Below are 13872 nucleotides of genomic sequence, written 5' to 3' on the forward strand. Positions count from 1 at the left end.
CTCGAGCTCCTCGTCGAAATATTCTTCATCTCGACGAAGCAGCGCATCGATGTCGCCGAAGCGGAACCGGTGGAGGACCACGTCATAGCCTCTTGGGCCACCAATATCTTCGGGCGGGCCGGCACGCGCGCCAGCGATGCGGATCGGGTAGACCTTGCCGGCCTCTCGCTCAAGCTTGGCCTCAACACGGATCTCGTGTTCCCACAGATCGCCGAAGTCATACTCGTATCGAATGCACTGGCGCACGCGCAGTTGAAGATCCGTGAGCGTGACCTCCTTACCTACCCCGTCACGGTGGCGCTCGCCTGATCCGCGTTGTGCCATAATGCCTGCCGTGCAGCCTGAAAGCGTGCAGATGATAATCCTCCCAGCCGAAGGCGATCTGGATTGTTCGGTGCACACCGAAGAGCGTCATTTCTTCCGATACCAGCAGCCTGCGCCAGATCATCGGCGAGATTCGTGGCAAGCTCACTTTCAACCGGTAAACACCAGATGCGCCATCGTCAGACATGGCGCCCACGCTAACCCATAGCAGACGGCACCCCCAACTTTTTCATGCTCCCCAACTTCGGCGACAGCTATGCCGTCAAGAACCCATCGGCCTCAGGGTCAAAGCAGTCGCCACGGCCGCCTGACCCAGGGCGATGCCGCCGTCATTGGCCGGGATCAGGTTATGGACCAGCATAGAGAGGCCGGCGGCCGAAAGGCGGTCATGCACACCTTCCAGCAGCAACCGGTTCTGGAATACGCCGCCCGTCAGAGCTACCGCTTCGAGCCGTTCGCTTGAGCAGAGGGCGATCGCCCTCTCGGTGATTGTGGCAATGAGCGTGGCGTGAAAGCACGCGGCAAGGCTGGCTGCGTCGGCACCGTCCAGAAGGTCGTCGAGAAGGCCGCGCCAAAGACCGTCCCAATGCAGAACGGCCCCGCACACCGTCACGCCGTAGGCACGCGCGCCCGCCATTGCCGGCGCGGCGAGGGCTTCCAGTTCCATGCCGGTCTGGCCCTCGTACCCCATCCTCTCCGGCGCCATGCCGATGACATGGGCCGCCGCATCGAACAGGCGGCCGGCCGAGGAGGAGAGCGGGCTGAGGCTGCGGGCCACCATCACGGATCGCGTGGTCGCCACGGGGCGCTGCGCGAGCCGCCGGATCACGTCGAGGCTGCTCCAGCGGCTCTGCCAAAGATCATCGCCGAAAGCGGCGTGGAGATGGGAAAAGGCATTGCGCCAGGGCTCCATCGCCGCCCGGTCGCCGCCGATCAGCGGCACCGGCAGGAAATGCGCCAGCCGGCGGACGTCTGAAAAGGTGCCGGCCAGAAACTCTCCGCCCCAGATGGTCCCGTCCGTCCCGAAGCCCGTGCCGTCGAGCACGACGCCGAGGACAGGACCGGCGGTCCATCCGTTCTCTGCCATGCAGGATGCCATGTGCGCGTGATGGTGTTGGACGGCAACTACGCGCGCACCGGTCTCCAACGCAAGCGCACGGCCGAGTGCGGCGGAAACGGATTGGGGATGGGCATCGACCGCAACGATCCCGGGCCTACGCTGGAACATATCCGCATAAAGCTGCACCGCATGCGCGTAAGCCGCGCGGGTTTCCGGCTCGTCCAGATCGCCCAGGTGTTGCGAGAGCAGCACTTCGCCGTTGCCGGCAAAGCCGAAGGCGGATTTGAGGTCCGCGCCGGCCGCAAAGACAGACACGCCGTTGTCCGGAAAGCCGCGGAGGCGCAGGGGCTGCGGGGCAAAACCGCGGGCCCGGCGCAGGATCGAAACACCGGTGCGGTCAAGCCGGATGACGCTGTCATCGACACGGCTGACAATGTCGCGGTCGTGCAGCAGCACGGCGTCTGCAATGCGAAGTTCATCGTCCCCACCGCCCAGCAGCCTGCGCGATTCCGTGTTGGTAACGCATTGGGGAATGCCGGATTCATTGGCCGAGGTCATCACCAGCGGCACCCGAACCGCATCCATCAGCAAGGCGTGAAGCGGTGTCGTCGGCAACATGATGCCGATGCTTGACTGGCCCGGCGCGACGGAGGGCGCCAGCGCCGCATCCGCAAGCGCCTCCAGAAGCACGATCGGTCCCGCCGAACTATCCAGCAGCGCGGCCTCGGGATCCGAACAGGTCGCCACAGACCGGATATCCTCGATGCTTCGGGCCATCAGCGCCAACGGTTTGGCCGGGCGCTGCTTGGCACGCCGCAGGCGCACCACCGCATCCTCGTTCGCGGCATCGCAGGCGAGATGGAAGCCGCCGAGCCCCTTGAGGGCGACGATATGGCCGGAGAGAATCAGCATTGCGGCCACGGCCAACGGGTCTCCCTCTCCCCCGTCCACATCCGGCGCTGTCTCCAGCCACAGGCGCGGACCGCAGCCGGCGCAGGCCACAGGCTGCGCATGGAACCGCCGGTCGCCGGGGTTGTCGTATTCCGCCCGGCAAGCCTCGCACATCGAAAACGCGGCCATCGCGGTGCTGGCGCGGTCATAGGGGATGCGCCTGACGATCGTGAACCGCGGGCCGCAATGGGTGCAGTTGGCAAAGGCATAGCCGAACCGGCGGTTCAGCGGGTCGCGAATATCGGCAAGGCAAGCCTGACAGATCTTGGCATCTGCGACCACGGCAGCACTGACAGCCGCTTCTTCGCTGGCGAGGATGGTAAAATCACCCGGAGGGGGGGCGAACAGGAAGGGTTCCCGGTGCAGCGCGTCGATCCGCGCGAGGGCCGGTAGATTGCTGTTGAGCGCGAGGATGAAAGCATCGCAATCGGACTGTGAACACGCGAGCGCAATGGTGACGCCCGCCGAGGTGTTGCAGACATGGCCGGCAAGGCCGAGCCCGGTTGCGACCTGCCAGACGGACGGGCGAAACCCCACGCCCTGCACCAGCCCGCGCACCCGGATAAGAAATCCGTCGGCTCCTGAGCCCGCCGTCATCAATGCACCGTGCAAACCATGCACGGATCGAAGGAGCGCACCACGTGCTGGACCAGCACCGAGTCCGGCCCCTCGACCGGCAGGCCATGCAGCGCCTGTTCCAGCGGGCCGGGCATGCCATCGCGGTCGCGCGGGGAGAAATTCCAGGTTGTCGGGGCGATGATCTGGTAGATTTCGATTCTGCCGTCGCGCACCTTCAGCCAGTGGCCAAGCGAACCCCGGGCGGCCTCGACAAGGCCGATGCCGGCGCCGTTGCGCGGATCGCGGTCCGGAATTGAGAACGGGTTCTGGGGATGCACGGCGCGCAACCACCGTTCGAGGGCGATGACGGTGAGTGCGATTTCCAGGAGCCGGGCCACCACCCGTGCATGAACGCTGCCGCCCTGCAAGCGCACCATGTCGCGGGCAAGCGGGTGGCTGTTGACCACCTGCCGCGCCAACGCGCCGAGGGCGCGCGCCGCCAGTTCCTTGCCCGTCCCCGATTCGCCGGTGAGCACCACGGGGATGTCGTAAGGGGCGACCATGCGCAATGCGTCGCACACGGCCGCCATCGGGCTTTCCGCACGGCGGATGATGCCATCGTCGACGTCATAGGCGGATTTGAGCCTGCGCTTGCGCTCGTCGACGATGCGCGCCGCGGTCGAAGGCGCCATCCGCATCTCCACCGCGAGAAGCTCCGCCTCGCGCTGGGTGCGGTAAAGCTGGACGGCTTTGTGCAGGATGACCGACAAGGCCTGCGGCTGCCAGGGCTTGGTGATGTACTGGTAGATGCCCGCATCGTTGACGCCGTCGATGATGTCGTGCGCGTCGGTATAGCCGGAAATGATCATCCGGACGGTCTCGGGCCAGCGCTCCCGCACTTTTTTCAGGAATTCAATGCCGGAAAGGCCCGGCATCCTTTGATCACAAAGAACGACTTCGATCTCGCCGTTTTCGAAATGCGCCATCGCGACATCGGTGTCGGGGGCAGTGAGCAAGTCGAATTCGTCGGAAAGGATGCGCTTGATCGATTCGAGCGACCGCACTTCGTCATCAACGACCAGTATCACCGGAAGATCCGTCATGCTGCCTCCCCTCCAGGCCCTGCACTTACCGCAGGCCCGCGCAAGCCCCGATGCGTCGCGATCGAGGACGGCGTGCGGGCCTTGACCACTTTGCGGACGAAATTGCTGCGCGCAATATGGTAGCTCGTATCGAAGCCGAAGAAATTGCGCTTCATGCGCGCCAGTTCCTGCTCACGATAGGCCGAAAGCGGTTTTGCCGCCTCGTCGCGGTTTCGGGCCGCCGCCTTTTCGGCGATTTTGAGATCAAGCGCCCCGCGATCATCCAGCAGGTCGACCACAGCGCCTTGGATCTCGCCCGCGAAACGGAAGACATCCCCGGCGAAAATGCGGTTCGCAAGACCGAGTGCCTGCGCCTCCCCTGCCCCAACCGGCCAGCGCGCCTGCGACAGCCGCGCGGCATTTTCCGCGCCGGCATGTTTCGGCAAAAGGTAAGTCCAGAATTCCGAGCCGTAGAGATTGCCCATGTCCTTGTAGTGGGGATTGAGGACGACGCCCTGCCGCAGCCAGACATGATCGGCGGCGCGGGCGAGAAACACGCCGCCCGCCCCGGCATTGGCGCCGACGGCGGCGATGGTCACGCGGTCCGTGGTGCGGATGATCGCCTCGGCCAGATCATCCATCGCCTCGATATTGGCCAGCGATTCGTCGGCCGGGCTCGAGGAAGCCTCGATGCGGTTGAGATCGAGGCCGTTCGACCAATGGTCGGTCCCTCCTGAGAGCACGAGCACGCGGGTCGGGCGTTCAAGCGCCGTCATCCAGGCGGTGAGCAAGCTCCGGCAGGCCACCGTCCCCATCGCCCCATTATAGAAATCGAAGCTCAGGAAACCCGCATCCCCCGCTTCGCGATAGGTTACGCCAGAATGGCCCTGCGCGATCTCCGGCAGGCTCGCCAGCGCGTCACCGAGAACGCGGCGTGCCGGCAGCTTGAAGGGAATCGGCGAACCCGGATCGATCATGTGGCCGATCTGCACCGCGCCGTCGCGGGTTGCCACCACGACGGCGTCGCCGCGGATGGCAACCGGCATCCCGGGCGCAGCATGCTCGATGGTCCCGGTTTCGCGAACGTCGAAAATCCGGATCTCCCGGCCGCAGAGAACGGCGGGCGCGCCGGGAGCGCCATCGGCGCTGCGAGCCTTGGCGAGGATCGAGGCCGTATCGTCCCGCGACCAGTCGATCTGCCGGGCGGCTTTCGCGACCGGACCGCGCCAGCTGGCTGAGAGCACGGCCGGACCGAGATGCCTGGGACGACCGCCGCCGGCAAACCGGTCGATCCCCTCGATCACCGCCTTCGTTGCCGCATCGGCGACCTCGTTGAGATAGATGGAGGACTTGCGCGCCGCGCGCATCGGAAACGTCGCGCTGGCCCAGACCGGCCCGGCATCATAGTTCTCCGTCGCCTGCAACACGGTGACGCCCCATTCGCTGCGCCGTTCAAGGATGGCGTGGTCGAGTGCTGCGGGACCGCGATCGCCCTCCGGTCCGGGGTGGATGATGAAACAGGGGAGACGCATCGTCAGCTCTGCCGGAAGCATGCGTTTCAGGAAGGGTGCCAGCACCAGATCCGGCCGATACAGGGCCGCCGCCTCCAGCGTCACCGCATCGTTGATGTCCAGTTCGACGGCGACCTCATGGCCGCGTGCGCGCAACTCGACGTGAAGGCGTTGCGCCAGTGAGTTGAATGCATGGGTGACAAACAGGACACGCATGATCAGCAAATCCGCGGCAATTGTTCGCCCGCGATCCAGTCGACCACGCGGCTGCCGCCGAACGCGGTTTTCATGCGGATGAGACAGGCAGGGTCCTGGGTCACGCTGCCGATGACGGCGGCATCGCGGCCCTTGGGATGGGCGCGCATCGCGGCAAGCAGTGCCGGCGCGTCTTCCGGCGCGCAAATGGCGACCAGCTTGCCCTCATTGGCAATGTTGACCGGGTCCAGGCCCAGCAGTTCGCAAGCCCCCTTCACGTCCGGCCGCACGGGAATGGCCTTTTCGGCCAGCGCCATGCCGACGCCGGATTGATGCGCGATTTCGTTGAGCGTTGCCGAAAGTCCGCCGCGTGTCGGGTCCCGCATCAGCCGCAATCCGGGTGCCGCGGCAATGATGGCCTCGGCGAGATCATGCAACGGCTGGCTGTCGGACAGGATCTCGGTGTCGAATTCCAAGTTCTCGCGCCGGGACAGGATGGCAACGCCATGGTCGCCCATGGTTCCCGAAACAAGGATGGAATCGCCCGGCCTGGCGTTCGAGCCTGAGAGATCGAGCCCATCTTCAATCACGCCGAGGCCCGCAAGCGTGATGTAGACGCCATCCCCCTGGCCGCGCCCGACCACCTTCGTATCGCCGGTGACAATGGGCACGCCGACATCGGCGGCCGCGCGCGCCATCGAGACGGCGATCGCCTCCAACTGTTCGATGCTGAAGCCCTCCTCGATGATGAACCCCGCGGTCAGCGCCACCGGTCGGGCGCCCATGACCGCTAGATCGTTCACCGTGCCGTGGACCGACAGGGAGCCGATCTCGCCGCCGGGGAAAAACAGCGGCGCGACCACATGGCCGTCCGTGGTCAGCACCGGCCGGCCGTTCAGCTTTGCAAGCACCGCGCCGTCATCGCCGCGGTCGAGCGCGGGGTTGGAAAAATGATGCTGGAAAATGGCGCTGACGAGCTGGACCCCGGCCTTGCCGCCGGCACCATGCGTCATGTCCACCGCCTTGGGCAGAATAACGTCGGAGACCCGCCGGTTGCTCATTGCGCTGCCTCCTGAGTGCGGAAGCGGCCATAGGAATAGTAGGCGGCACATGCCCCTTCAGAAGAGACCATGCAGGAGCCGATCGGATTTTCCGGGGTGCAGACGGTACCGAACAGCTTGCAGTCGGTGGGTTTCTTGACGCCGCGCAGGATCGACGGACATTCGCAGGATTTCACCTCGCGGGCGATTTTCGGTGTGAGCGCGTAGCGCTTCTCGGCATCGAATTCCGCATAGGCATCACGGATGCGCAACGCCGAATAGGGGACCATGCCGAGCCCGCGCCATTCAAAGGCGCTCCGCAGCTCCATGACGTCGCCGACAAGCCCCTGCGCCTTCAGGTTTCCCTCGCGCGTCACCACGCGGGCATATTCGTTCTCGACATCATGGCGGCCTTCGTTGACCTGCCTGACCAGCATCAGCGTCGATTGCATCACGTCGAGCGGCTCGAAACCGGCGATGACCACCGGGCGGCGGAATTCCTCGGCAAAATACTCGTAAGGCTCTGATCCGATGACGGAGGATACGTGCGAGGGCCCAAGGAATCCGTCGATCTTGACCAGTCCGAGCTCGTGGACTTCGGGAGAATCCAGAATATGGGTGATGGCCGCCGGCGTCAGCACATGGCTGCAGAACACCGAGAAGTTGGCGAGGCCTTCCGCCTTTGCCTGCAGGATGGCAACGGCGGTGGGCGGCGTCGTGGTCTCGAAGCCGATCGCGAAGAACACGACCTGCCGGCCCGGATTGTCCCGGGCGATCTTCAGCGCATCCAACGTCGAATAGACCATGCGGATGTCGGCGCCGTCCGCCTTGGCGCGGATCAGCGAGCGCTGCCTGGTGCCGGGCACGCGCATCATGTCGCCGTAGGAACAGAGGATCACGCCATGACGCTCGGCCAGTTCTACCGCGTCGTCCAGCCGGTTGACCGGCAACACGCAGAACGGACAGCCCGGACCATGGACGAAGTGGACGTTGTCAGGCATCAGATCCTGCACGCCATACCGGAAGATCGCGTGGGTGTGGCCACCGCAGAATTCCATGAAATGATAGGAGCGATCCGGATCGGCCTCACGGCGGATCGTTTCAGCCAGGGACGCCGCCAGTTCGCCATCGCGGTATTCATCGACATATTTCATGATGCAATCTCTGCGATCTCGTCTTCCAATATCCCGCTCTCAGCCATCATCTGGAGCGTGCGCGCCGCCTCCTCGGGACTAACCTTGTGTAGCGCGTAGCCGACATGGACCAGCACATAGTCGTCGATGCCGACGTCATCGACGAGTGCGAGCGAAATGGTCTTGCGGATACCCTCGAGCGAGACCACGGCCATGCCGGGCTCGGGCAGCGCAACGACTTTTGCCGGAAGGGCAAGGCACATCGGTCAGGCCCCCTTCTGCGCCGAGGAAGAAGCAAGCGCCGGAGACCCGATCAGCGCCACCTGCCGCGCAGCCTTCAGCCAGCCGATCCATTCGGCCATGCCCTCGCCCGTGGTCGAGGAAACTCTCAGCACACGGATGCGCGGATTGACCTTGCGGGCATTGGCGATGCAGGCCTCCACATCGAAGGTGAGATGGGGCAGGAGATCGGTCTTGGTCAGCAGCATCAGGTCCGCGGCATGGAACATATCGGGGTATTTCAACGGCTTGTCCTCACCTTCGGTCACGGAGAGGATCACCACCTTGTGGGCCTCGCCGAGATCGAACGCGGCGGGACAGACGAGATTGCCGACATTCTCGATGAACAGGAAGCCGCCGGGCTGAAGCTCCAGCCGGTCGAGCGCCCTTGCCACCATCGAGGCGTCGAGATGACAGCCCTTGCCGGTGTTGACCTGGATTGCCGGGGCCCCGGCGGCACGGACGCGCTCGGCATCGTTGGACGTCTGCTGGTCTCCCTCGATCACGGCAACCGGTTCGGAGCCGCAGAGCGCCCGGATCGTCTCGACCAGAAGCGTGGTCTTTCCCGAACCCGGGCTGGAAACGAAATTCAGGGCAAACTGTCCGATATCGAACAGCCGCCTGCGGTTGACCTCGGCAAGCGCATCGTTCTTGGCGAGGATGCCGGCTTCCAGCTTGACGAGCCGCGCCCGCGACAGCCCTTCCACATGCACGTCGGCCGGCCCCGAACCGACGTCGAGCAGGTCATGGTCCGGGTGCGAATGGACATGATCGTGATGATGATGCACATGAGTGTGTTCATCATCATGGTGGTGGCCGTGGTCGTATGCATGACCGTGATCATGGCGGTGGCCATGCGCATGACTGTGCTGGTGCTTGCCATCCTCAACCCGTACTTCGCCGTCGCCGCAGCCGCAAACCGTGCACATCACAAAACCTCCAGTTCCAGTATTTTCATGTCCGTGCCACCCGTCACCTGCAACTGGTGGCTTCCGCACGCCGGACACGGGTCATAGCGCGCGGTAATTTCGACGGATGCTGAGCAAGGCATGCACCATGCCTCTCCCAGCGGCTCGTCGATCTCCAGCCTGGCGTGTTGCGCGATGGAACCGGCCATGGCGACATCGAAGCCGAAGCGCAAGGCATCCGCCTCGACGCCGGAGAGGACCCCGATTTCCAGATGCACCCGCTTGACGACGGAAAAACCCTGCTTGCGGGCTTCGCTTTCGATGACCGACCGGATGCTTTCGCAAAGCGCCAGCTCGTGCATCAGGAAACCCTCACATCATGGGTGACACAGGGATCGACCTCTAACACGATCAATCGCACGAGCCAATCGAAGCGCGCAAGGTCATCGGTGCGCAGCGCGGCGATGGCCGTTTCGGCCGCGCCGCCGCTTGCGAAATTGGCGCTGGTGGGCGCCCCGATCTGGATGGCAGCGATCTTTCCGTCGCGCATCTCGACCTCATGGACAAGGCGTCCGCGGGCGACCTCCGCCGAGACCCGCGCCGCCTGGGGACCTGTCTTTTCCGCGTGGAGGCACAGTGGATTTGCCCCTCTGCCATCGAGGAAGCGGCACAGCGCCTCCACCTCGACGAGCCGCGCAAGCACGCGACGCTTTGCTTCTGGGCCAGTTACACGCGGATCGTGGCGATGGCGGCCAAGCGCGGTTCCGTCGTCCTGCTCCGGCCTGCCCCAATCCACCGGGCCTTCGCCTGCCTGACGGATCATCGCTGCCGCGATGCTTTGGGACACCGAACCACCGGCACCGTTCAATCCCATGCCAGCAACGCCAGCGCCCTGTGGAAACACGGCTTGGGTGGCGGACACCGCAAGGGCAATCGCGCATCGCATCGCGGCATCCTCATCGAGCATCGCCGCATTTTGCGAAACAAGACGCGAACTCAACACGGCTTGCATGTGCCGAAAGACGTCGTTGACCCGACGCAGGGCCGCGACATCGGGTTCGCGCCCCTGCATCACGGCCCAGTCGTTGAGGATCCGCACGGAATGCTCCCGCAAGGCTTCACCGGCAATGAGCAGGCTGCGGATGCGATCGGTTTCGGCGCTGCACGGCCGGCCTTCGGCCATATTCGCCGCCGTCAGGAGAACGGCGGCATGGGCGTTCGAACAGAGGGGAAACAGCAGCGGCATCCGGTCCGCGGCCTCGCCCGGCGCCAAACCGGCAAACAGGCGGTCTGTCGGCACCTTGCGTGCCGGCGCGAAGTTCACACTTGCCCTGCCGTTCGGCACAAAGGTCACGTCGATGCCGAGCGTGCCGGTGAGGCTCATGGCTGGACCTCCTCAGCCACCGGTCCGGCTGGCAGCCCGAACAGCGCGCGGCGCGATATGGCCGGTTCCGGTTCGGCGCCGCGGCGGGCGCGGGCCTCCTCCGCCCGTTGGATGGCTTCGGCCTGCCGCTCACGCTCCGCCTGGGCGTCCGCATCGGCAAGGCGGCCTTCCCAGATGGCCACCATTCCCACGTCGGCATCGGCTTCGGGCTGCTCCTCCGGCGCCAGCAGTTCGGCAAGCACCGCCTCGGCCGTCAAGACCGCATCCTCCATCGCGGAGAATTCGAACGCCGGCGAAAACAGCGAGCACATGCGCAACGGGCCGAGCACCTCATCCTGCGACTGGATGAACTCGATCGTCCCGCCCGGCATGGCAACGCGGATCTTGGTTCCGGTCTGCACTGCGGCTTCCGTTTCAGGATCACTGGGCACCAGCACGAGGTTCATGAACCACGGCGTGATGAGAACGCCGAGCCAGCCGGCACCATAGGGCTGCAAGCCGACGCACTGCACCAGAAGGACGGGATTGTTCATCGGCATGTCGAGCATCGCCGTCGCGGCGATATGCGCGAAGCGGCGCTCCAGACGGCCGGCCTGTTCGACGGCGATGTCCCGGATATCAGACAACCATGAAATCCTTTTTCTTGCCTTCGCAGTTGGGACAGCTCCAATGCTCGGGAAGTTCGGAGAACGGCGTGCCCGCAGGGATCTGCCAGTAGGCATCGCCGACCTCGGGGTCATAGATCTCCCAGCAAATCTTGCATTCCATCCTGGAATCGTCCCGGATCAGCGTTGCATCGCCGCCATAGGAGCCTTTGAAGAAATGGTCTTCCATCAGTAAACCGCCATGATTTCGGTGAGACGATCGGCGCTGTCGGCGATATCCTCGGGCGAAGCCAGGACGACATCCGGCAACATGGTCACTTCGATGGTGTTGAGGATCAAAGTATCCTGCGAATTGAAGAACCGCACCCACCACACATAACGCAACCCCGTCGCCTCGACGCGACAGTTGCCGTAGCCGCGCGAAAGAACCGTCACGGGGCCCTTGCCGAGCAGCTCGTCGAGCAAGGCGAGATCATCTTCGGTGTGCGGCAGCAGCGACAGGTTGATGACATGGGCATGCGGATTGTCCGGCGAATACCTGGCGATGGCTTCGTTGATTTCGGCCAGGAGGGGCGGCGCATTGAAGACTCCGGGGCCGAAACTTGCCGGAATGTCGATGGAGCCGCGCGCATGGACGAATGTCCTGGCAAGGATAGACTGCGGGAACGGACCAAGCTCGATCCGGTCGGACACAGGCTTGCCGGAACCATCGCTTTCTCGCACCCGCCAGACGCCCGCCATGACGGATTCCTGCGCCTGGATGGTCGAGCCGCAGATGATCGACACTTCGCCATTGCCGAGCGCCTGGCTGACGAAATCGGTATCGGCCGGGGAGAGGTGCGAAAGGCCATGGGTGATGTGGCGGCCGGGCTTCCAGTCCAGCAGGCCTCTCGCTACGCCGCGCAACTCGGCGATGGCGGCGGAAGCATGCACTTCCTCCGGCTCCGGCAGGATCGGCGCCCGGAACACGGTCATGCCCTTCGGCATCTCCATGTATTCCAGGACGGTCCCATCCTCCTCGTTCGCTGCGATCCCGGCCCCGTGCCCAAGAAATCCACCATGCTATCCTCCCTCTAAACCTCAGTGAAAATGACCGTGACCATGGTCGTGATCGTCGTCCTTCGCGGCCGCCCGTGCGCCCGGCATCGGGAACGGCGGCGGCGTGCTGACGTCGAGCGACAAAATCCGTGCCGTCTCGCGCAGGTAATCGTCCCAGTCGAGCACGCGGGTGATGACGCCGAGATATTCGCCGTCGCGCAGGAAGACGAGCGCGGGGAATGCGCTGAAGCGGTAGATCGCCTGCAGCTTGCGCTCGCAGCCGCGGTCGACGACAAGCGGCTGGAACACACCCTGGAAGGCGGCGGCGAGTTCCGGCAGGATGACGGCGACGTCGTTGCTTTCGCCCAGGCGCTCCCAATCGCCGGAAAAGAACAAGACGCCGTGGCGGTGCGCACTCGCGATCTCGCGGTGGTCCTCCAGTCCGACGACAGGGTAGGTGTAGCGGCTGATAACGCCGTCAAGAAGCGGTGAGTACACTGGATGTCATCCTTTTATCGAGGCTGGCCGGCTCCTGCGTCCGCAGGTGCTCCGGCAATGTCGGCTCGCGGCTGGAAAGGTCCGCGAACAAATGGTCGATTTCCGTCTGCCCGGACATGACCAGGCGAACCGCCTCCAGCGCATCGCCGATCTGGCGCGCCAGGTCTGCCGAGATCACCTCGCGCGCAGCGCCGAGAAACACCAGCACATGCGTTCCCGGCGGCTGGTCGCCGACAAGGCTCATGTCGATGATCGTCTCCTCATGGCGGCTGCGGGCCCGCGCCGACAGGAAGCCGGCTTCGACGATCTCATAGGGAACACCCATGCACATCAGCCCGGTCCTCCGTCCGCGCGTTCGGCACGGCTGCCGGAGACGTCGCCGATTAGGCCGGCGATCTCGCCAGCCGGATCGGCGGGCGGCGAAAAGCGGCCCGAGGCCAGCACGCGCTCGTCGCCATGGCGCGGCGCGACGGCTTCATGCGGGCGTCCCGTCTCATAGGCCTTGAGCGCCATTTCCATGGAAGCGATCGTTTCTTCCTCGGACAGGGGCTGCGCGCGTTCACGCAGATCGATGCCGAGTGCGCGCAACCAGGCCGCTGCGTGATCGAGCGCAGGCTCGATGCAGGCCTTGACCTGCGGCCGCAGGCTGCCGCCGAAATCCTCGAGTTCCACGGGCTGCACGCCGACGAGCAGCAGATGCCCGGGGTAATCGCCCATCATCTGCGCCATCGCCAGCACTTCCTGAAAACCGGTCTGGTGGAGGGACATTTTCTTGATGCCGAGAAAATTCGGCACGTCGTCGCCTTCGACGAATTTCATCGTGCCCGGGGCAAGCTGGTAGTCCACGGCATCGAAGACGACGAGAATGTCGGTCTCGCGTATGTTCTGGACCAGATAGATGCCCTGCGTTCCGCCATCGACGACCGAGATTGCGGGGTCGTCTTCAAACCGCCGGTGAAACGCCTCGACGGCGCGGATACCGAACCCCTCGTCGGCCCACAGCAAATTGCCAATGCCGAGCACAAGCACGCGCGGTGCATTGCCCATGTTCACTCCTCCATGCTCCCGGAGTTAGAGGAGCAAGCCCCGTGCCAATCGACTGAGCCTTGCCCCGCCGCTGGAATCCTTGGTGAAATTCATCGGCGCGCCGCCTTGTGGAAGGTTTGTGTCCGGTAATTGCTTTCCAGCCGGCTGAACACTTTCCATTCGCCGATTGAATTCACCCTTCTGCACTAGAGCTTGATGAGATTAGTTTTGGTCATATCCTGAGTTTTGGAAATAGTGTGAGCACTCTGTGGGTGTGACG

17 protein-coding genes are annotated in these 13872 nt (G+C 64.4%); all 17 read right to left on the reverse strand.

The window, feature by feature from the left end; genetic code table 11:
* On the reverse strand, positions 1–324 hold a 324-nt coding region (locus ACWGTI_RS31125), incomplete at its 3' end, for an IS1096 element passenger TnpR family protein (RefSeq protein WP_454590515.1).
* Positions 290–511: a plasmid pRiA4b ORF-3 family protein gene (locus ACWGTI_RS31130; RefSeq protein ID WP_454590516.1), complete on the reverse strand. Its 222-nt coding sequence runs from the start codon at positions 509–511 to the stop codon at positions 290–292. The genes ACWGTI_RS31125 and ACWGTI_RS31130, both read right to left, overlap by 35 nt.
* A 75-nt stretch (positions 512–586) precedes the next feature.
* Complete coding sequence (gene hypF, locus ACWGTI_RS31135) at positions 587–2932, reverse strand: carbamoyltransferase HypF (RefSeq protein ID WP_454590517.1); 2346 nt, start codon at positions 2930–2932, stop codon at positions 587–589.
* A complete protein-coding gene (locus ACWGTI_RS31140) occupies positions 2932–3996 on the reverse strand; it encodes a nickel-dependent hydrogenase large subunit (protein WP_454590518.1) in 1065 nt (354 codons plus the stop codon). The genes hypF and ACWGTI_RS31140 overlap by 1 nt, the downstream gene beginning before the upstream one ends.
* Positions 3993–5702, reverse strand: coding sequence for an enoyl-CoA hydratase-related protein (locus tag ACWGTI_RS31145; protein WP_454590519.1), 1710 nt, complete (start codon positions 5700–5702; stop codon positions 3993–3995). The genes ACWGTI_RS31140 and ACWGTI_RS31145 overlap by 4 nt, the downstream gene beginning before the upstream one ends.
* 2 nt (positions 5703–5704) lie before the next feature.
* Entirely contained in the window at positions 5705–6742 is a 1038-nt protein-coding gene (gene hypE / locus ACWGTI_RS31150) for a hydrogenase expression/formation protein HypE (RefSeq protein ID WP_454590520.1), read from the reverse strand.
* On the reverse strand, positions 6739–7875 hold the full coding sequence (gene hypD / locus ACWGTI_RS31155; RefSeq protein WP_454590521.1) for a hydrogenase formation protein HypD: 1137 nt from the start codon (positions 7873–7875) through the stop codon (positions 6739–6741). Before hypD ends, hypE begins: the two co-directional genes overlap by 4 nt.
* The gene (locus ACWGTI_RS31160) at positions 7872–8117 is read right to left on the reverse strand and encodes a HypC/HybG/HupF family hydrogenase formation chaperone (protein ID WP_454590522.1); all 246 of its coding nucleotides are present in this window, start codon (positions 8115–8117) and stop codon (positions 7872–7874) included. Before ACWGTI_RS31160 ends, hypD begins: the two co-directional genes overlap by 4 nt.
* Before the next feature lie 3 nt (positions 8118–8120).
* Complete coding sequence (gene hypB / locus ACWGTI_RS31165) at positions 8121–9062, reverse strand: hydrogenase nickel incorporation protein HypB (protein ID WP_454590523.1); 942 nt, start codon at positions 9060–9062, stop codon at positions 8121–8123.
* Positions 9062–9403 (reverse strand): hydrogenase maturation nickel metallochaperone HypA, encoded by a 342-nt coding sequence (gene hypA, locus ACWGTI_RS31170; RefSeq protein ID WP_454578567.1) that lies wholly within the window; start codon positions 9401–9403, stop codon positions 9062–9064. The genes hypB and hypA overlap by 1 nt, the downstream gene beginning before the upstream one ends.
* On the reverse strand, positions 9403–10425 hold the full coding sequence (locus tag ACWGTI_RS31175) for a hypothetical protein (RefSeq protein WP_454590524.1): 1023 nt from the start codon (positions 10423–10425) through the stop codon (positions 9403–9405). Before ACWGTI_RS31175 ends, hypA begins: the two co-directional genes overlap by 1 nt.
* On the reverse strand, positions 10422–11051 hold the full coding sequence (hybE, locus tag ACWGTI_RS31180; RefSeq protein WP_454590525.1) for a [NiFe]-hydrogenase assembly chaperone HybE: 630 nt from the start codon (positions 11049–11051) through the stop codon (positions 10422–10424). Before hybE ends, ACWGTI_RS31175 begins: the two co-directional genes overlap by 4 nt.
* A complete protein-coding gene (locus ACWGTI_RS31185; RefSeq protein WP_454578564.1) occupies positions 11044–11259 on the reverse strand; it encodes a rubredoxin in 216 nt (71 codons plus the stop codon). The genes hybE and ACWGTI_RS31185 overlap by 8 nt, the downstream gene beginning before the upstream one ends.
* Positions 11259–12005, reverse strand: a complete 747-nt coding sequence (locus ACWGTI_RS31190; protein ID WP_454590526.1) for a hydrogenase expression/formation protein — start codon at positions 12003–12005, stop codon at positions 11259–11261. Before ACWGTI_RS31190 ends, ACWGTI_RS31185 begins: the two co-directional genes overlap by 1 nt.
* Positions 12006–12110: 105 nt before the next feature.
* Complete coding sequence (locus ACWGTI_RS31195) at positions 12111–12566, reverse strand: hydrogenase-1 expression HyaE (RefSeq protein WP_454578562.1); 456 nt, start codon at positions 12564–12566, stop codon at positions 12111–12113.
* A complete protein-coding gene (locus ACWGTI_RS31200; RefSeq protein WP_454590527.1) occupies positions 12547–12897 on the reverse strand; it encodes a HypC/HybG/HupF family hydrogenase formation chaperone in 351 nt (116 codons plus the stop codon). The genes ACWGTI_RS31195 and ACWGTI_RS31200 overlap by 20 nt, the downstream gene beginning before the upstream one ends.
* A complete protein-coding gene (locus ACWGTI_RS31205) occupies positions 12897–13613 on the reverse strand; it encodes a HyaD/HybD family hydrogenase maturation endopeptidase (protein ID WP_454578560.1) in 717 nt (238 codons plus the stop codon). The genes ACWGTI_RS31200 and ACWGTI_RS31205 overlap by 1 nt, the downstream gene beginning before the upstream one ends.
* Positions 13614–13872 lie beyond the last annotated feature (259 nt).

The organism is Mesorhizobium sp. ArgA1, from assembly GCF_053714375.1.